This window comes from Streptomyces sp. NPDC060031, from assembly GCF_042736805.1.
Classification (GTDB): Bacteria; Actinomycetota; Actinomycetes; order Streptomycetales; family Streptomycetaceae; genus Streptomyces.
The window spans coordinates 46286-63492 of record NZ_JBHWVM010000014.1; the positions used below are offsets into that span (position 1 = coordinate 46286).

At 72.2% G+C, this 17207-nt stretch carries 17 protein-coding genes and 1 tRNA gene; 14 read left to right on the forward strand and 4 right to left on the reverse strand.

Annotation, left to right across the window (positions count from 1 at the left end; genetic code table 11):
* Window positions 1-1605, reverse strand: coding sequence for a PP2C family protein-serine/threonine phosphatase (locus tag ACFWB8_RS08935; RefSeq protein ID WP_385223807.1), 1605 nt, complete (start codon window positions 1603-1605; stop codon window positions 1-3).
* A 428-nt stretch (window positions 1606-2033) separates the two neighbouring features.
* Between ACFWB8_RS08935 and ACFWB8_RS08940 the strand changes: the two genes are divergently transcribed.
* Entirely contained in the window at window positions 2034-2738 is a 705-nt protein-coding gene (locus ACFWB8_RS08940) for a bifunctional DNA primase/polymerase (protein ID WP_385223808.1), read from the forward strand.
* Between the two features lie 123 nt (window positions 2739-2861).
* Window positions 2862-3455 (forward strand): hypothetical protein, encoded by a 594-nt coding sequence (locus ACFWB8_RS08945; protein ID WP_385223809.1) that lies wholly within the window; start codon window positions 2862-2864, stop codon window positions 3453-3455.
* Between the two features lie 181 nt (window positions 3456-3636).
* Here the strand turns inward: ACFWB8_RS08945 and ACFWB8_RS08950 are convergent, their stop codons facing one another.
* The 3 genes from ACFWB8_RS08950 to ACFWB8_RS08960 all read right to left on the reverse strand — a co-directional run bounded on the left by ACFWB8_RS08950 (window position 3637) and on the right by ACFWB8_RS08960 (window position 6288).
* Window positions 3637-4611, reverse strand: a complete 975-nt coding sequence (locus ACFWB8_RS08950; protein ID WP_385223810.1) for a DUF5926 family protein — start codon at window positions 4609-4611, stop codon at window positions 3637-3639.
* Between the two features lie 189 nt (window positions 4612-4800).
* Entirely contained in the window at window positions 4801-5316 is a 516-nt protein-coding gene (locus ACFWB8_RS08955) for an ATP-binding protein (RefSeq protein ID WP_385223811.1), read from the reverse strand.
* 171 nt (window positions 5317-5487) lie between these two features.
* A complete protein-coding gene (locus ACFWB8_RS08960; RefSeq protein ID WP_385223812.1) occupies window positions 5488-6288 on the reverse strand; it encodes a glycerophosphodiester phosphodiesterase in 801 nt (266 codons plus the stop codon).
* A 238-nt stretch (window positions 6289-6526) separates the two neighbouring features.
* Here ACFWB8_RS08960 and ACFWB8_RS08965 point away from each other — a divergent pair, with 238 nt between their 5' ends.
* From ACFWB8_RS08965 to ACFWB8_RS09020, 12 genes are all read left to right on the forward strand, one after another.
* Window positions 6527-8068 carry a S1C family serine protease gene (locus ACFWB8_RS08965; protein ID WP_385223813.1) on the forward strand — a complete coding sequence of 514 codons (1542 nt, stop codon included), beginning with the start codon at window positions 6527-6529 and terminating at the stop codon, window positions 8066-8068.
* A 79-nt stretch (window positions 8069-8147) separates the two neighbouring features.
* Entirely contained in the window at window positions 8148-9053 is a 906-nt protein-coding gene (locus tag ACFWB8_RS08970; RefSeq protein ID WP_385223814.1) for a LysR family transcriptional regulator, read from the forward strand.
* Between the two features lie 101 nt (window positions 9054-9154).
* On the forward strand, window positions 9155-9712 hold the full coding sequence (locus ACFWB8_RS08975) for a cysteine dioxygenase (RefSeq protein WP_385223815.1): 558 nt from the start codon (window positions 9155-9157) through the stop codon (window positions 9710-9712).
* Window positions 9712-10758 carry a YeiH family protein gene (locus ACFWB8_RS08980; RefSeq protein WP_385223816.1) on the forward strand — a complete coding sequence of 349 codons (1047 nt, stop codon included), beginning with the start codon at window positions 9712-9714 and terminating at the stop codon, window positions 10756-10758. The genes ACFWB8_RS08975 and ACFWB8_RS08980 overlap by 1 nt, the downstream gene beginning before the upstream one ends.
* Before the next feature lie 188 nt (window positions 10759-10946).
* The gene (locus tag ACFWB8_RS08985) at window positions 10947-11936 is read left to right on the forward strand and encodes a trypsin-like serine peptidase (protein WP_385223817.1); all 990 of its coding nucleotides are present in this window, start codon (window positions 10947-10949) and stop codon (window positions 11934-11936) included.
* 82 nt (window positions 11937-12018) lie between these two features.
* Window positions 12019-12106, forward strand: a tRNA-Ser gene (locus tag ACFWB8_RS08990).
* An 88-nt stretch (window positions 12107-12194) separates the two neighbouring features.
* Complete coding sequence (locus tag ACFWB8_RS08995) at window positions 12195-12722, forward strand: O-acetyl-ADP-ribose deacetylase (protein WP_385223818.1); 528 nt, start codon at window positions 12195-12197, stop codon at window positions 12720-12722.
* Window positions 12723-12844: 122 nt separating this feature from the next.
* Window positions 12845-13231, forward strand: coding sequence for a DUF6344 domain-containing protein (locus tag ACFWB8_RS09000; protein WP_385223819.1), 387 nt, complete (start codon window positions 12845-12847; stop codon window positions 13229-13231).
* Window positions 13232-13606: 375 nt separating this feature from the next.
* Window positions 13607-13912 (forward strand): hypothetical protein, encoded by a 306-nt coding sequence (locus ACFWB8_RS09005; RefSeq protein WP_385223867.1) that lies wholly within the window; start codon window positions 13607-13609, stop codon window positions 13910-13912.
* Window positions 13913-14073: 161 nt separating this feature from the next.
* A complete protein-coding gene (locus ACFWB8_RS09010) occupies window positions 14074-15234 on the forward strand; it encodes an acyl-CoA dehydrogenase family protein (RefSeq protein ID WP_385223820.1) in 1161 nt (386 codons plus the stop codon).
* Window positions 15231-16166 (forward strand): bifunctional MaoC family dehydratase N-terminal/OB-fold nucleic acid binding domain-containing protein, encoded by a 936-nt coding sequence (locus ACFWB8_RS09015; RefSeq protein WP_385223821.1) that lies wholly within the window; start codon window positions 15231-15233, stop codon window positions 16164-16166. Before ACFWB8_RS09010 ends, ACFWB8_RS09015 begins: the two co-directional genes overlap by 4 nt.
* On the forward strand, window positions 16166-17206 hold the full coding sequence (locus tag ACFWB8_RS09020) for an acyl-CoA dehydrogenase family protein (protein ID WP_385223822.1): 1041 nt from the start codon (window positions 16166-16168) through the stop codon (window positions 17204-17206). The genes ACFWB8_RS09015 and ACFWB8_RS09020 overlap by 1 nt, the downstream gene beginning before the upstream one ends.
* The last annotated feature ends 1 nt before the right edge of the window (window position 17207 follow it).

Sequence of the window (17207 nt, forward strand, 5' to 3'; positions counted from 1 at the left end):
TCAGTCAAAACGGGCGGCAAGCAGAACGATGTCCTCCTCGGCGTCAGTTCCGGTCCCGGTCCCGGTCCCGGCGTCCACCTCCCCTTCGGGCAGCACGGTCCGCAGGATGTGCTCGCACAGGGCGGCCGGATCCTCGCGGACACCGCGGGGCGCTCCCGCGGCCGCGGCGTGCAGCCGCGCGTAGGCCCGGTCCATCGGGTCCCCGGTACGCCGCAACAGGCCGTCCGTGTACAGCAGCACCGTTTCTCCCGGCGCCGGCTCGACCTCCACGCTCGGGGCCTCCCAGCACGACAGCATCCCCAGCGGCGCGGAGAGCGTGGTCTCCACGTACTCGGTGCGCCGCTCGCCGATCAGCAGCGGCGGGGTGTGTCCGGCCCCGGCCAGGATGACCTTCCGCTGCGCGGGCTCGCAGTAGGCGAAGAGCGCGGTCGCCGAGCGCGCCGGCTCGGTCAGCCGCATCAGCAGTTCCAGGTCGGACAGGACCGCGACCGGATCCTCGCCCTCCATGACGGCGTACGCCCGCAGCGACGCCCGCAGCCGGCCCATCGCGGCGACGGCGCTCGGTCCGGATCCGGTGACGGAGCCGACGGCCAGCCCCAGCGCGCCCTCGGGCAGCGGCAGTGCGTCGTACCAGTCGCCGCCGCCGCGCGGGCCGGTGTGGTGGCGGGCGGCGAGCTGGACCCCGGTGACCCGGGGCAGCCGGCTGGGCAGCAGTTCCTCGGCGACGGTGGCCAGGCGCGAGCGGGAGCGCTCGACCTCCAGCATCCGGGCCAGGTGCTCGCCGGCGTGCCGTACGTACAGCCCGGCCAGGTCGCGCTGGCGGTCGCCGGGCTCGGCCTGCTCGTCGTAGAGCCAGACGGCCGCGCCGAGCCGCCCGGTCGCTTCGGCGGTCAGCGGCAGGGCGTAGCTCGCGGCGTAGCCGAGGCGGGCGGCGACCTCGCGGTGGCGCGGGTCCACGGGGCTTCCGTGGCCCCCCGCCCCCGGGGCCGCGCCCGGTTCGGGAAACACCTCGGAGCCGCCCTGCGCGTCGGGCAGCCCGTCGAGGATGCGGCCGTACGAGGTGGCGCTGCGCGGCACGGTCTCGATGTGACCGAGGTCGGCGCGGCCGAGCCCCAGGCCGATCGTCGTACTGGGACCGAGGCCGTCGGAGGGCTCCAGGACGACCAGGCCGCGGCGGGCGCCGACGAGGGCGGCTCCGGCGCGCAGGAACTCCTGGAGCGAGGAGGCGAGGTCACTGGCGCGGGCGAGGCGTTCGGTGAGTTCGTGGAGCGTGGTGAGATCGGAGACCATGCCCGCCAGCCGGTCCTGGATGAGCGTGCTCGCGGCCGGTGCCGGTGCCGGTGCCGGTGCCGGTGCCGGAGCCGGTGCCGGCGCCGGAGCGGGCGCCGGAGCGGGCGCGGTGCGTGCGGGCACGGGCGCCGCAGTGTGCGGGGACGTGGTGACCGCTGGATCGATTCCAGCCACTTTCGGCAGATGCGGGGCGCTCATGGCGTCCGCCTTTCCAGCTGGTGCGATTCGCCATATAGCATCGCAAACCCCCAGATCGTGCTGCGCCGCTATCAATGAATCCACATCTACACGCAGACGAGGAGCGATGTCCAGCATTGCCCAGGTGGGAATCCTGGTGTCTGTGGGACGACAACTCACTGTCCGGCCAAGGCTAGAACTTGGCCGGAAAAAGCCGGAAGCAGACGGTTTTTGCGGTCGACTGGGCGGGCTCCTGAGTGGGCCCGGGTACGTAATCGGTGGTGCCCGGGGACAGTTGGCGCAGCCCGGCACCCTTCCGGCACCCGCCGGGCACCTGCCGGGAACCGCCCGGCGCGGCCCGTCGTCCTAGGCGGCGGCAGCCGGTCTCGGCGCCCTTGCGGGTCGCGTACGGCCCGCGCCGGACGTTCCATGGACCCGTAAGAAACTGCACGAACCGTGTGAACCTGCTTCAGGCGGACAGTGACGCGAAACGTGTACGTGTGGTGAAACACCGCTCACATGGTGTGATGTGGCCCTCGGCGTTCAACGGAAAGGAACGAGCGCTCATGCGCGAGATCCTCGGAAGGCGTCTCCAGCGGCTCCGTAATCGCTTGCAATCCCTGCGCCCCGCCCCGCGGCAGAGCGATCCGTCCGCTCTCCCCCTCCTCGACGCGGCGCTGACCTGCGCCACCGCCTGGCAGTGGCCCGTGCTGCCGGGCGTCGGACGCTCCGGCACCGACAGCGCGCGGTGCGCCTGCCCCGACCCCGACTGCGTCGTGCCCGGCGCGCACCCCTTCGACCCCGGGCTGCTCGCGGCCACCACCGACCCCCGGATGGTGGCCTGGTGGTGGACCAACCGGCCCACCGCCTCCGTGCTGCTGGCCACCGGCGGGGCCGCGCCGTGCGCGGTCAGCCTGCCCGCCGCCGCGGCCGCCCACGCCGTCGTGCGCCTGGACGCGCAGGGCATGCGGCTCGGGCCGATCGTGGCGACCCCGACCCGGTGGTCGCTGCTGGTGGCGCCGTACTCCCTGGAACGCCTCGGCGAACTCCTCTACGCCAAGGACCACGTGCCCTCCTCGCTGCGCTTCCACGGCGAGGGCGGCTACCTGTTGCTGCCACCCTCCACCGCGTCCGGCGGCGGCCACGTGCGCTGGGAGCGGGAGCCCGCGGAGGCCGGCGGCATCTGGCTGCCGGAGGTCGAGGCGGTCGTGGACGCCCTGGTCGAGGCGAGCACCGGGGCCTCCGGCGGCGGCAGCCGACTGGCGTACTGACGCTCGCGTACTGACGTACGGAGCACGGCCGGATCACTCGTACGGGTGTCAGCAGGACGAGTTTCCAAGGGAATTGGGCGCGGGGATCTCCGTGCCCCATTCCCGCGTCGCTATCTTCGGCGAATGAATCTCCGCTTGATCGGTATCGGCGCCGGTGTGCTGATCATCTTGTCGCTCCCGCTCGCCGGGGCGATCGCCGGACCGGATTTCGCCGGTCAGGACGACGGGAAAGGCGGCGGGGTGCTGTCTGTCCTCGGTCTCGCCGACTCTTCCTCCGGGCGGTCCTCTTCCGGCCGGTCCTCTTCCAACCAGCCCGGTACGTCGGCACCCGCGGCCGCGCCGGCCCGACCGGGTCCGCCCGAGCAGCCGCGTACGGATTCCCGGTGCGGTCCCGAACTGTCCTCCCCGCAGGGAGTGGAGGCGCAGACCTGCGTCCTGGTCGGCGAGGGCCAGACCTGGGGGCGCAGTTATTACCGCAACACGAGCGGGCGCGCCCTCGCCGCGGTGCTGACGGTCATGGGGCCGGCGGGGCGCACGGTGCAGATCCGCTGTGCCCTCGGTGCGGGCGACGAGCCGGGGCTGTGCGAGACGCCGAAGGAGGCCTCGGTCGGGGCGCCCGACGGATACTCGGCCGTAGCGGAGTTTGCAGTTCCGGATGATGAAGGGGCACTGCTGCTGCGGTCCGGGAGCAACTCACCGGCACCGGGCGATGGTTGAGCACCGCCGGAAATGGAAGGGCCCGGTCGCTGGCGACGGGGGATGCACCAGCGACCGGGCTACAAGAACGGTAACAAGAGATCGCCTGTTCGCAAATTCGATCTCTGATATTCAGACACCGATTTGCAGGCGATTAGCGGGAGTTGTGACTCCGGTCACCGGACCCGCGGGTGGGCGCCCGTCAGCTGAGCGTCACCTGGCGGTTGGTGAGTCCGCCGCGAGCCCGGCGCTCCTCCGTGGTCAGCGGGGTGTCCGTGGCCAGGGCGGTGGCCAGCCGCTCCGCGAACTCCGCGGCCGGCTTCTCCACGTCGTCGGCCGTGACCCCGGTGGGCAGGTCCCAGACGGGGACCATCAGCCCGTGCGCGCGGAAGGAACCGACGAGCTTGGTGCCCTCGCCGAGCGAGGACGTCCCGGCCGCGTGCAGCCGAGCGAGGGCGTCGAGCAGCTTCTCCTCGGGGTGCGGCATGACCCAGCGCAGGTGGTTCTTCTCCGGAGTCTCGCACCAGTACGCGGCGTCCACGCCCGCGAGCTTGACGGTCGGGATGGCGGCCGCGTTGGCGCGCTCCAGCGAGGCGGCGATCTCCGGGGAGGCGCTCTGGGCACCCTCCGCGTCCGGAATCCAGAATTCGAACCCGCTGTGCACAACCGGCTCGAAAACGCCGTCCGCGTCGAGGAGATCCTGAAGTCGCGGACCCTCGGCGGGGACCCGGCGGGCGGCGACGGGGTTGCCCGGCTCCGTGGCGAGGGCGCGCTCCAGGGTGTCGGCCATGTCGCGGCCGAGGTCCCCGGTGGTCGAGTCGTTCTGGAGGCCGAGCAGGACCGAGCCGTCCTCGCGGCGCAGCGCCGGCCACGCCATCGGCAGCACGGTCACCAGCGAGACGGAGGGGACGCCCTCGGGCAGGCCGCCCTTGAGGGTGAGCGGGACGGTGGCCGCGGGCACGAGCTCGCGCAGCGCCACCCAGTCGCACTCGCCCGGCAGGCCCTCGAAGGGGCGCCGCACGTGCTCGGTGACGGCGTGTGCCGCGGCTGCGCCGTGGCAGGCCTTGTAGCGGCGCCCGGATCCGCAGGGGCAGGGCTCGCGAGCGCCCACCACAGGGATCTCCCCGTTGTTGAGCTGCGGCTTTGCAGTCTTCGCTGCGGGGCGCTTCTTGGCCATCGTGGGTGTCTCCCGGTTGCGGCGGTACGGCGGGTGTCTGGGCGCGAGCCTAGCCGTTCGTACCGCCGGAACCGGGTGGGGTGCGGCCGGGAGCACGGTCGGCGTGCGCTCCCGGACGGCCGCTTGTGTACGGATGACCGGTACTGCTCGATATTGCTCGGATGTGCTCAGGAATCGAGCCGGATGCCTTCAGGAATCGAGTTCGTCGAAGGCCGTGCTGAAGTCGATCGCCGGGGGTGCAACGCGCGTAGCGAAATCCTCGTGCCGGGGCCCACAGGCAACGACCACCCACACGGTGACCTCACCCGCCGCTCCGTCCCGGACACCCCAGTCCTGGGCCAGGGCGCTGATGATGTTCAGCCCCCGACCGCCGCGCGCGGTGACCGAGGGCGTGGCCGGAACCGGGCGGGTGGGTCCGCCCCCGTCCGTGACCTCGACCGTCAGCCGCCCCGCCTTGTCGACGCGCCATGAGGCGCGTATCTCTCCGTCCCCGATCTCCCGCGCGCCCAGCGGTCTGCCGTGTCGGCAGGCATTGCTGAGCAGTTCGGAAAGGATCAGAACGGCGTCGTCAACGACCGATTCGGACACCCCGCTGATACGCAATTGTTCGCGCATCCGGTGTCTCGCCTCGCCCACGCCCGCAGGACCATGGCGTACGTCCATGCACGACGACGTGGGCACTTCCTGTGCCACCACCAACGCCACCCCCGGAACCTCCTTAGCCCCACGCATGGTCTGGATGCCCCAATGGCCTGGACCGGAAACCGCCGAGGTGGAGCCCCCTGACGCATTCATGACGAACGAACGCGGAGCGGATGCGCCGGTGCACACCCCGTCACGTCCGGGGCCTGTGTGACGGGTGCGCAAATCGGGACGTCAGCGTCCCAGCTGTGACAGAACCTGCCGCGGCCTGTTCGTGATGATCGCCTCTACACCCAGATCAGCGCAGAGCTGAACGTCTTCTGGCTCGTTCACGGTCCACACGTGCACGGAGTGACCCGCGGCCTGGAGCTTGCGGATGAAGCCGGGGTGGCCGCGCACGATCCGCATGCCCGGCCCCGCGATCCGCACCCCGGCCGGCAGCCGTCCGTCGCGCATCCGAGGCGAGATGAACTGCATCAGGTACACGGTCGGGATCGTCGGCGCGGCCGCCCGCACCCGGTGCAGGGAGCGCGCGGAGAAGCTCATCACGCGGATGGGGTGCGGGCCCTCGGCGGGCGGGGCGTCCAGGCCGAAGCGCTTGAGGAGGAAGAGCAGCCGTTCCTCCACCTGTCCGGCCCAGCGGGTCGGGTGCTTCGTCTCGATAGCCAGCTGCACCGGGCGTCCGGCGTCCGCCACCAGCTCCAGCAGCCGCTCCAGGGTGAGCACGGAGGTGCGCTCGGGGTCGGCGTCCCAGTCCGGGGACTCCTCGCGGTCCTTCCAGGAGCCGAAGTCGAGGGCGGCGAGATCGGCGAGCTCCAGGGCGGAGACGGCGCCGCGGCCGTTGGAGGTGCGGTTCACCCGGCGGTCGTGGACCAGCACCAGATGGCCGTCGGCCGTCAGCCGGATGTCGCATTCGAGGGCGTCTGCCCCGTCCTCGATGGCCTTGCGGTACGCGGCCAGGGTGTGTTCGGGGGCATCCTCCGAGGCGCCGCGGTGGGCGACGACCTGGATGGGGCGCGGCGTTGCGTGGGTCACCGGGTCATGGTGCCACCGAGAGGGGCTCCGGCGCCGCGCGCGGGCCTGTACGCGCTCCTGCGGATGCGTCCGAAATATCGGAGATAAAGGATGGGGGGAGATGCACAGGTCCGGCTTACAGTGCTCTGACGGGTCATGGGAAAGGCTTTGCCCTGGAACTTGTGCGGCATGTCGAACGTTCAGCCGGACCGATATCGCCAGATTCATCTGAAGCCGTGTGTGACGAGGAGAGAGCGCTGTGAGCACCGAGAACGAGGGCACCGCGGCCCCTACGCCCCCCGCGGCCCCGCCCGCACCCCCGGTGGCCGCTCCCGCCCCCGAGATGCCCGCGGTCACGCCGATCGCCGGGCCGCCGGTGCCCGCGCCGGTCGAGCCGCCGACCGCTGCTCCGGCTGCCGCGCCGGCCGCGCACCATGCTCCGGCTGCGCCCGTCGCCGCCGAGCACGTCACCCAGCAGCTCCCGCCGACGCCCGCGCCCGGTACCGAGCCGACGCAGCAGATCCCGCCCGCCCCGGCGTACGGCCACCCCGCCGAGCCGGCCGCGCACGGAGCGGGCGGCTGGCCGCCCCCGCCGCCCACGGTTCCCGCGTACGGGGCCGGCGGTGGCCAGGGCGGCGGAGGGTGGGGCGTGCCCCTGAGCACCGACGGCACCCCGCAGCCCAAGCCGAGGGGCAAGGGCGGCCTGGTCGCGAGCGTGCTCGTGGCGGCCCTCCTCGCGGGCGGCGTCGGCGGCGGTGTCGGCTACTGGGCCGCCGACCGCAGCAGCAACGGCTCCGGGTCGACCACGATCAGCGCCAGCACCCCCAAGGAGATCAAGCGCGAGGCCGGCTCGATCGCGGGCCTGGCCGCCGCCGCACTGCCCAGCGTGGTCACCATCGAGGCCTCGGCCGGTGACGGCGAGGGCGGCACCGGTACCGGCTTCGTCTACGACCAGCAGGGCCACATCCTCACGAACAACCACGTGGTGGCCTCCGCCGCCAACGGCGGCAAGCTCACCGCGACCTTCTCCGACGGCAAGAGGTACGAGGCCGAGGTCGTCGGCAAGGCGCAGGGCTACGACGTCGCCGTCATCAAGCTGAAGAACCCGCCGACCGGTCTCAAGCCGCTGCCGCTCGGGGACTCCGAGAAGGTGGCCGTCGGCGACGCGACCATCGCGATCGGTGCGCCCTTCGGCCTGTCCAACACGGTCACGACCGGCATCGTCAGTGCCAAGAACCGCCCGGTGGCCTCCGGCGACGGCTCCGGCGGCAAGAACTCGTACATGAGCGCGCTCCAGACGGACGCCTCGATCAACCCGGGCAACTCCGGCGGTCCGCTCCTCGACGGACGCGGCGCGGTGATCGGCATCAACTCCGCCATCCAGTCGGCCGGCAACGGCGGCTTCGGCGGCGGCCAGGCCGGCTCGATCGGCCTCGGCTTCGCCATCCCGATCAACCAGGCGAAGAACGTCGCCGAGCAGCTGATCAAGACCGGCAAGCCGGTCTACCCGGTCATCTCGGTCTCCGTGGACCTCCAGTCCAAGGCCGAGGGCGCCAAGGTCTCCGAGAGCGGCGCGGCCGCCAACGAGCTGGTCGACCCCAACGGCCCGGCCGGCAAGGCGGGCCTCAAGCCCGGCGACATCATCACCGAGTTCGGCGGCAGGCCGGTCGACAGCGGCCCGACCCTGATCAGCATGATCTGGACGTACAAGCCCGGCGACACGGTGAAGCTCACCTACCTGCGCGGCGGCAAGCCGACCACCGTGGACATCACGCTCGGCTCGCGGGTCGGCGACAAGTAGGACCCGGTGGCTTGATGGACAGGGGCCGTGGGCGGGATTCCGCCTACGGCCCCTCCCAACGTCCGCTTATGCTTCACAGGTGTTCGATTCGCGGCACATCCGGACTTTCCACGAGGTGGTCGCCTCCGGGTCCTACTCGGCGGCCGCACGCGTCCTGGGGTACACCCAGCCCGCCATCACCCAGCAGATGAAGGCGCTCGAACGCGCCGTCGGGACCCCGCTGTTCACCCGTATCGGCCGCACGATGCAACTCACCGAGGCCGGCCGGTCCCTGGCCCGGCACGCCGAGAGCATCCTCGGCAGCCTCTCGGCCGCCGAGGCCCAGCTCAAGGCCTACGCCCGGCTGCGCACCGGCCGGGTCCGGCTCTGCGGCTTCCCCAGTGTCAACGCCACGCTCGTCCCGGAAGCCCTGAGCGATCTGACCAAGGACCACCCGGGCATCCAGGTGGAACTGCTGGAGGGGGAGCCCCCGGATTCGCTGCGCCGGCTGGAGCGCGGGCAGTGCGACATCACCCTGGCCTTCACCTATCCCGGGCTGCACGAGGAGATCCCGGACGAGGTCGCCGAGGTCAAACTGCTGGAGGACCAGCTGACGGTGCTGCTCCCGACCGGGCATCCGCTGGCCCGGCGCCGGGCCGTGAACCTCGCCGACCTCGCCGAGGAGCGGTGGATCGCGGGCTGTCCGCGCTGCCGGGCGAACCTGCTGCACGAGTGCGCGGAGCTGGGCTTCGTCCCCGACATCCGCTTCGCCACCGATGACAACCTGGTGGTGCAGAGCCTGGTCGCGCAGGGTTTGGGCGTGGCCATGATGCCCGCGCTGGTGCTGCCCTCGCTCTCGCTGAGCCGGGTGTGCGGCCGGGCGCTCCAGCCCGCACCCCGCCGGCACATCGCCGCGTACGTGTACCGGGACCATCTGCGGATACCGGCGACGGCCGTGGTGCTGGACGCACTGAAACGGGTGGCGGCGAACCGGGTCGGCTGCTGAGCGGCTGCTGATCGACTACCGGCCAACATATAAGCAGGGCTTGGGAATTCCGGTCGAAACTGTCGTTGGACGTGATGGATCGGCGGCAGGAAGCTGCCGCTATGACCACCACCACGCCAGCCTGTACGACCGCGAGGATGGCCGCCCTCGTCAGTGAGATCCGCACGGTCGTGGACCGGGGGCTGGCCCCCGATCTGACCGCCTACCTGGTCGGTGAGCGCCTCGCGCCGCATCTGGGCGCGCCCGACCTCCTGTCGGAGGCACAGCGGGAAGGTGATCCGGACCACTACCGGCAGCACATCCTGCACGCCGAGTCGGACGGCAGCTTCTCGGTGGTCGCCCTGGTGTGGATGCCCGGCCAGGAGACCTGCATCCACGACCACGTCTCCTGGTGCGTGGCCGGGGTCCACCAGGGCCAGGAGAGCGAACGGCGCTACCGGCTCGCGCCCGGTGCGGGTCCGGCGCTCCTGGTTCCCACCGAGGACGTGGTCAACGCCCAGGGCGAGGTCTGCGGATTCGCCCCGCCCGGGGACATCCACAAGGTGCGCAACTCCTGTAGCTCCAAGGCCATATCGGTCCACGTCTACGGAGCCGACGTCGCCAGGCTCGGCACGAGCATCCGCCGGGTGTACACGCAGCCCGTCGACAGCAGCGCGTGATGGCCCTCCTCAACCGCCCGCAGGGCACGCCGATCCGCGATGTTTCACGTGAAACAGTGGCCCAGTGGCCCGGGTTGGCGCTGGCTGCCGCCGGTGTCCTCGCAGCATGGTGCGTGCACCGGCTGGTCCCGGCCGTGCCGATGCTGACGGCGTCGGTGGTGCTGGGCATCACCGTGGCCCATGTCCCGCGCCTACGGGTCTTCGTACGGGGAACCGCGCGCCCGGGGCTCTCGCTGGCCGGCCGGCGGCTGATGCGGATCGGCATCGTCCTGCTGGGTCTCGCGCTGGGCCTGGACCAGGTGCTCCGGCTGGGCTGGGCCACGGTGGCGATGGTGGCGGCGGTGGTCGCGGCGACCTTCTTCGGCACCCTGTGGCTGGGCCGCAGGCTCGGACTCCCGGGGGACCAGCCGCTGTTGATCGCCACGGGGTACTCGATCTGCGGGGCCTCGGCCATCGGCGCGGTGAGCGAGGTGTCCGGGAGCGACGAGGAGGACGTGGCCTCCTCGGTGGCCCTGGTCACCCTGTGCGGGACGCTCGCCATCGCGGTGCTCCCTTTGCTGCAGGGCCCGTTGGGTCTCTCGGACCCGGCCTTCGGGCGGTGGGTGGGCGCCAGCGTCCACGACGTCGGCCAGGTGGTGGCCACCGCCCAGACCGCCGGCCCGGGGGCGCTCGGCGAGGCGGTGCTGGTCAAGCTGATGAGGGTGGCGCTGCTGGCCCCGCTGGTGGCGGCGGTGGCCTTCTCGGTACGGGCCCGCCGGCGCGGGGTGCGGACGGCCTCGGGGCGCCGTCCGGCTCCGGTGCCGCTGTTCGTGGCCGGTTTCCTGGCGGCGGCCGCGGTGCGCGCGACCGGGGTACTGCCCGACGCGGCGCTGCAGTGGGCGCACACCGCCCAGGAGGTACTGCTCGGGGCGGCGCTGTTCGGCCTCGGGAGTGCCGTGCACCTGCCCACCCTGGCCCGGACCGGCGGCCGCGCGGCGGCACTGGGGCTCGGGGCGTGGGTGGTGGTGGCCGGGGTGTCCTACGCCGGCGTGCTGCTGACCGTATGACGGTGGGACGGCGTGACGGCGTGACGGCGGGGAGTTGGCCAAATGCTGGCCTGAACCGACCGAACGTTCCGACCGGCTCCTGACATCTCTGCCCGCGCGTGCCACTCTGCTGCCGATCCGCACCGACAGCTCTTCACCCCCACCCTGCCCGGGTCCGACGGGACCGGGGCCGGCAGAAGGAGTCATGCGTGAATCGTCATCGCACGGCAGCATCGGTCTTACTGGCGGCGGGCGCCCTGATCGCGGGCGCCCTGACGGCGGCCGGCCCTGCGGCGGCCGCCCCCTCGTCCGACACCCCGGCGTCGTTCAAGCAGCAGCACACCCAGGGGTTCTGGACCGCCGAGCGGATGCGCGGCGCCACCCCGCTCGATGTGACGGCGGCCCCGGGCGCCCTGCGTACGACAGCCCCGGCGACGGTGGCGAGCCCCACCAGGATCCCGCCGACCGCGGCATCGTCGGCATCGGCGGGGGGCTCGGCTGCCGCGGCCCCCACGGCGTTCCCCCAGGCGGGCGGCGCCTGGACGGGCGGCGGGGCGGTGGTGAAGACCTCCGGCCGGGTCTTCTTCACCATGGGTGACAGGACGGCGTCCTGCTCAGGCGACTCCATCACCAGCGCCAACGGCAGCACGGTGATCACCGCCGGGCACTGCGTGAAGTACCAGGGCGCCTGGCACACCAACTGGGTCTTCGTCCCGGCCTACAACAACGGCAACGCGCCCTACGGCCAGTGGTCGGCCACCAAGACCCTCGCCACCGACCAGTGGGCCGCGAGCGAGGACATGAACATGGACGTCGGCCTCGCCGTCGTCGCCCCGCTGAACGGCCAGAAGCTCAGCCAGGTCGTCGGCGCGCAGGGCATCGTCTTCAACGGCGGCTACAGCAAGAAGATGTACTCCTTCGGCTTCCCCGCGGCGGCGCCCTACGACGGCACCAAGCTGGTCTACTGCAGCGGCAACAGCGGCAAGGACTTCCTGCTGACCAAGGACCACGGCCTGGGCTGCAACATGACCGGCGGCTCCAGCGGCGGCCCCTGGTTCCAGGACTTCAACGAGGCGACGGGCCTGGGCAGCCAGGTCTCGGTGAACAGCTTCGGCTACAACTTCCTGCCGAACCGCATGTTCGGCCCGTACTTCGGCAACGAGGCGAAGGCGGCGTACGACAAGGCGCAGACCTCCTGACCCCGGCCCGGCGGGGCGGCGTACGCACGCTGCCCCGCCAGACCCCCGCCCACCCCCGCAGCCCGGTACTCTGTACCGGCCAGGTGGGTTGCCCGAGCGGCCTAAGGGAACGGTCTTGAAAACCGTCGTGGCGCGAGTCACCGTGGGTTCAAATCCCACACCCACCGCCACAGGCCGGCGCATGTGCGCGCCGACAGGAAGGGGCGTCCCGGAACAGGGGCGCCCCTTCGTCGTCTGTATCGCGAGAAGGGATCCACGATGGTGCGCATCGTCCTCGTCCAGGGAGACATCACCGCCGAGGCGGCGGACGCGGTGGTCAATGCCGCGAACTCCTCGTTGCTCGGGGGCGGGGGAGTCGACGGGGCCATCCACCGCCGCGGCGGACCGGAGATCCTCGCCGCCTGCGAGGACCTGCGCCGCTCCCACTACGGCAAGGGCCTGCCGACGGGCCGGGCCGTCGCCACCACGGCCGGGCGGCTGCCCGCCGAGCACGTGATCCACACCGTCGGGCCGGTCTGGTCCCGGGACGAGGACCGCTCGGAGCTGCTGGCCTCCTGCTACCGCGAATCCCTCCGGGTGGCGGACGGCTTGGGGGCTCGCACGGTCGCGTTCCCGGCCATCTCCACGGGGATCTACGGGTGGCCCATGGACGACGGGGCCCGGATCGCGGTGGAGACCGTACGGGAGGCCCGTACCCGGGTGGAGGAAGTGCGGTTCGTGCTCTTCGATGCGAAGGCGTACACGGCTTTCGAGGCCGTACTGGGGGGCTCTGGAGGGGCGCTTTAGGCCCTTTGAGTGGTGTTTGTCGGAAGATCGGCGCGCGGTGTGGGGGCGGTGCGGTTGCGGTCGCATCATGACGAATGTATTCAGATCCGCCCGTCGGAACATCGCGAAACGAGGGACCCGTCATGGCTCACCGCAGCACCGTCACGTCGATCTGGACCGCCGTCCTCGCCGCACTCGTGGCCCTCTTCGCCGCCCTCGGCTTCGGCGCCAAGGCCGCTCCGGCCGCCGCCTCCTCCCTCGGCGCCGTGGCCACCCCCGCCGTTCCCGCCGTGCGCCGGCCGGCCGTCGTGGCCCGGCAGACCTGGCGGGCGATGATGCGAGGCGGTTCGCTCCCGCCCACCATCAAGCAGCGCATCCGCGCCGAGGCCCACGGCAAGACCCCGTCCGTCCGCCGCTCGACCATCGCAGCCGCCCTCGCCGCCGCGTCCGACCGTGCCCGTACGGCCGCGGTCACCTCCGTCATCGGTGCCCGGCCCGCCGCCCGCCAGGAGATGGCGCTCGCCGCGTAGGCCCGTAACCCGCAGGTCATGGCTCGTCATTGGTAGTCCGCAGTCCGCAGTCCGCAGTTCACGGTTAGCAGTTCGTGGTTCGTGGTTCGTGGTCGGCAGTACGTACGAACGCAGCAGCAGGCGCTGGAGCCCGGTCGGTCGCGACCGAGGATCGCGCCGCGAGGGTGCCCCGAGACCGAGGCACGGACGGATCACCCCGGTGGACGTCGGGGGCGCGCAGGGGGCGCGAAGCTTGGCATTGCAGGGCCGCAGGACCGGGAGACGGTGGGGTTCCCGGACGACGCGGCTCTTTTCGGCATGTCCGGGGCGGGCCGGTTTGGAGAAACGGTTCACCGGGTGTGGGGCAGGGGTTGTACCCGGTGCAGGAGTGCTGTCCTGGGGCGCACGAGGCGCGTCATCGCCGCCGTCGCCGCTCTCCCCCTCGCCGTGGCCCTGTCGGGCGGGGTGGCGTCGGCCGACAACGGCGCCCTCGCGAACGACGGATCGAATGCGAGCGTCGCCAGCATCATCGGCAGCGGCGTGGGTGGCGGCAACACCGGCAACTCCTCCACGTCGCAGCAGGTCGCCACCGGCTCCGGCGCGTCGAACCAGAGCAACGTCGCGCAGGTCAACGGCTCGGCCTTCACGCCGATCCAGCAGCACAACGCCAGCCTGGCGGTGAACTTCCACCCCTGGTGGTAGGCGCGGTTTGATCCGCTCCCAGAGCTGAGGGGCGCCTGTGCGACCGGACCGGCTGGGGTCCGGTAGTGCGGGCGCCCTCGCGCGTCCCGCCCTTGACATCCACAGGGAATCTGACGGACAGTCAGGTCCACTTGACGATGTGATGCCGGGAGGCCAGCGCCGTGCACCTCGCCCCGACCGAAGGCCAGTTGCGGCTGCGCGCCGAACTGCGGGAGTACTTCCAGGATCTGCTGCCGGACGGGGTGCCCGAGGACCCGGTCGCACAGCGCGCCCTGCTGCGCCGCATCGGCGCCGACGGACTGCTCGGCCTCGGCTGGCCCGTCGAGTACGGCGGCCAAGGCCGCGGACCCGACGAGCAGTTCGTGTTCTTCGACGAGGCCTACCGGGCCGGCGCGCCCGTCTCGATGGTCACCCTCAACACCGTCGGCCCGACGCTCATGAAGTACGGGACGCGGGAGCAGAAGGACTACTTCCTCCCCCGGATCCTCAAGGGCGAGATCGTCTTCGCCATCGGCTACTCGGAGCCCGAGGCCGGTACCGACCTCGCCTCGCTGCGCACCCGCGCCGTCCGCGAGGGCGGGCCCGAAGGCGACTGGGTCATCGACGGGCAGAAGATCTTCACCTCCAACGCCCAGAACGCCGACTGGATCTGGCTCGCCTGCCGGACCGATCCCGAGGCCCCCAAGCACAAGGGCATATCCATCGTCCTGGTGCCCACCGACGCCCCCGGCTTCGCCTGGACCCCGATCGACACCGTCGGCGGGCTCACCACCACGGCCACGTACTACGACTCCATCCGCGTGCCCGCCGGCAACCTCGTCGGCCCCGAGCACGGCGGATGGGGACTGATCACCAACCAGCTCAACCACGAGCGCGTCGCCCTCGCCGCCATCGGCATGCAGGCCGAGGACTTCTTCGCCCACGCCCTGCGCCACGCCCGCACCCCCGGTCCGGCCGCCGGCGAGCGCCCCGCCGACCGGCCCTGGGTGCAGGCCCGGCTGGCCGAGGCGCACGCCCGCCTCGCAGCCGTACGCCTCCTCAACTGGCGCCTCGTCCAGGACGTGGGCGGGGGCAGCCTCGCCCCGGGCGACGCGAGCGGCGTGAAGTTCCTGGGGACCGAATCCACCGTCGAGGTGTACCGGATCTGCCAGGAGGTGGTCGGCGAGGAGGCCCTCGTACGGGGGCCCGACGCCTTCGCGGGCGGCGAGCTGGAGCGGATGAACCGGGCCGCGCAGATCAACACCTTCGGTGGCGGGGTCAGCGAGGTCCAGCGGGAGATCGTCGCCATGATGCGGCTCGGCATGAAGGGGAGGAAGCGATGACCGACCAGGCCGCGCAGGAATCGGACGCCGATGAGGCCGCCCGGTTCCACGAGCTGCTCAAGGCCTTCGAGGGTCGGCCCGCCGCCACCGCCGGCCAGGGCAAGGACCCGGTCAACGAGCCGATGATCCGCCACTGGTGCGAGGCGATGGGTGATGCCAACCCGGCCTACACCGGGCCGGACGCCATCGCCCCGCCCACCATGCTCCAGGCCTGGACGATGGGCGGACTCTCCGGCCACACCGACCGCTCCTCCGCCTACGAGGACCTCTTCGCCCTCCTCGACGGCGCCGGCTACACCTCCGTGGTCGCCACCGACTGCGAGCAGGAGTACCTGCGCCCGCTGCGCCCGGGCGACGCCGTCACCTTCGACGCCGTCATCGAGTCCGTGTCGGCCCGCAAGACGACCAAACTGGGCACCGGCCACTTCGTGACCACCCGCATGGACGTCCACGCGGCCGGCGAACTCGCCGGGACCCACCGCTTCCGGATCCTGAAGTACACGCCCGCGGCCAAGCGGGCCGCGAAACCCGCGCCCCGGCGCCCCCGTCCGGTGATCAACCGCGACAACCAGGGCTTCTGGGACGGGGTCCGGGACCACAAACTGCTGATCCAGCGCTGCACCGACTGCGCGACCCTCCGCTTCCCCTGGCTGCCCGGCTGCAATGCCTGCGCATCCCTGGCCTGGGAGACCGTGGAGGCGAGCGGCGCGGGCACGGTCTTCAGCTACGTCGTCATGCACCACCCGCCCTTCCCGGCCTTCGACCCTCCCTACGCGGTCGCCCTGGTCGAGCTCGCCGAGGGCGTCCGGATGGTCACCAACATCACCGGAGTCCCGTACGACAAGGTCCGCATCGGGCTCCCCGTACAGCTGGAGTTCCTGCGCGTGGACGAGGAACTGGAACTGCCCGTCTTCCGGGGAAGTGAGGGCTGATGGACTTCCACCCCACCGAGGAGCAGGCCGCCGCGGCCGGTCTCGCCGCCCGGATCTTCGGCGACCTGGCCACCCACGAACGCCTCGCCGCCGCCGGCACCGGCAGCGACGCCGAACTGTGGAAGGCCCTCACCGCGGCCGGCCTGACCGCCGCCGTCGAGGAGGTCGGGCTGCTCGGCCTGGTGCTGCTGCTGGAGGAGCAGGGGCGCACCACCGCGCAGGTCCCGTACGCCGCCACCTGCGCCTACGGCGTTCTCGCAGTGGCCCGGCACGGCAGCGCCGAGCAGCGCGCCCGCCTGCTCCCCGCCCTCGGCACGGGCGAGGCGGTCGCCACCGGAGCCTTCCCGGAGCGCGGCCGCATCACCGCCGAGGCCGGCCGGCTCACCGGGACCGCCCCGGCCGTTCCCTGGCTGCGCGAGGCCACCCACGTACTGGTCCCGGACACGGACCGGGCGCTGTGGCTTGTCCGCACCGACGCCCCCGGCGTGCGGATCTCGGCGGTCGACACCACCGCGCCCTGGGCGGCCGGGCGGCTCACCCTGACGGGCGCCGAGGCCGAGCGGATCGGCGCCGACCGGACCGGCGCCGGGGAGGCCTACGCGGACACCCTCGCCGTCGCGCGCACCGCCTTCGCCGGACTCCAGGCGGGCGTCTGCGCGGGCTCGCTCGCCCGCGCCGTGGAGTACACCTCCACCCGCGAGCAGTTCGGCCGGCCGCTCTCCACCAATCAGGGGGTCATGCTGCGCGCGGCGGACGCGTACATGGACACCGAGGCGATCCGGGTCACGACGTACGAGGCGGCCTGGCGCATCGACGAGGGCCTCGCGGCGCACGAGCACGCGCTCACGGCGGCCTGGTGGGCCTCCGAGGCGGGCAAACGGGTCGTGCACGCCGGCCAGCACCTGCACGGAGGGATGGGCGCCGATCTGGACCACCCCGTGCACCGGCACTTCCTGTGGGGGCGCCAGCTCGACGCGTACCTGGGCTGCGGCAGCGAGCTGCTGGCCGAACTGGGCGCCGTACTGGCGCAGGAGGGCTGAG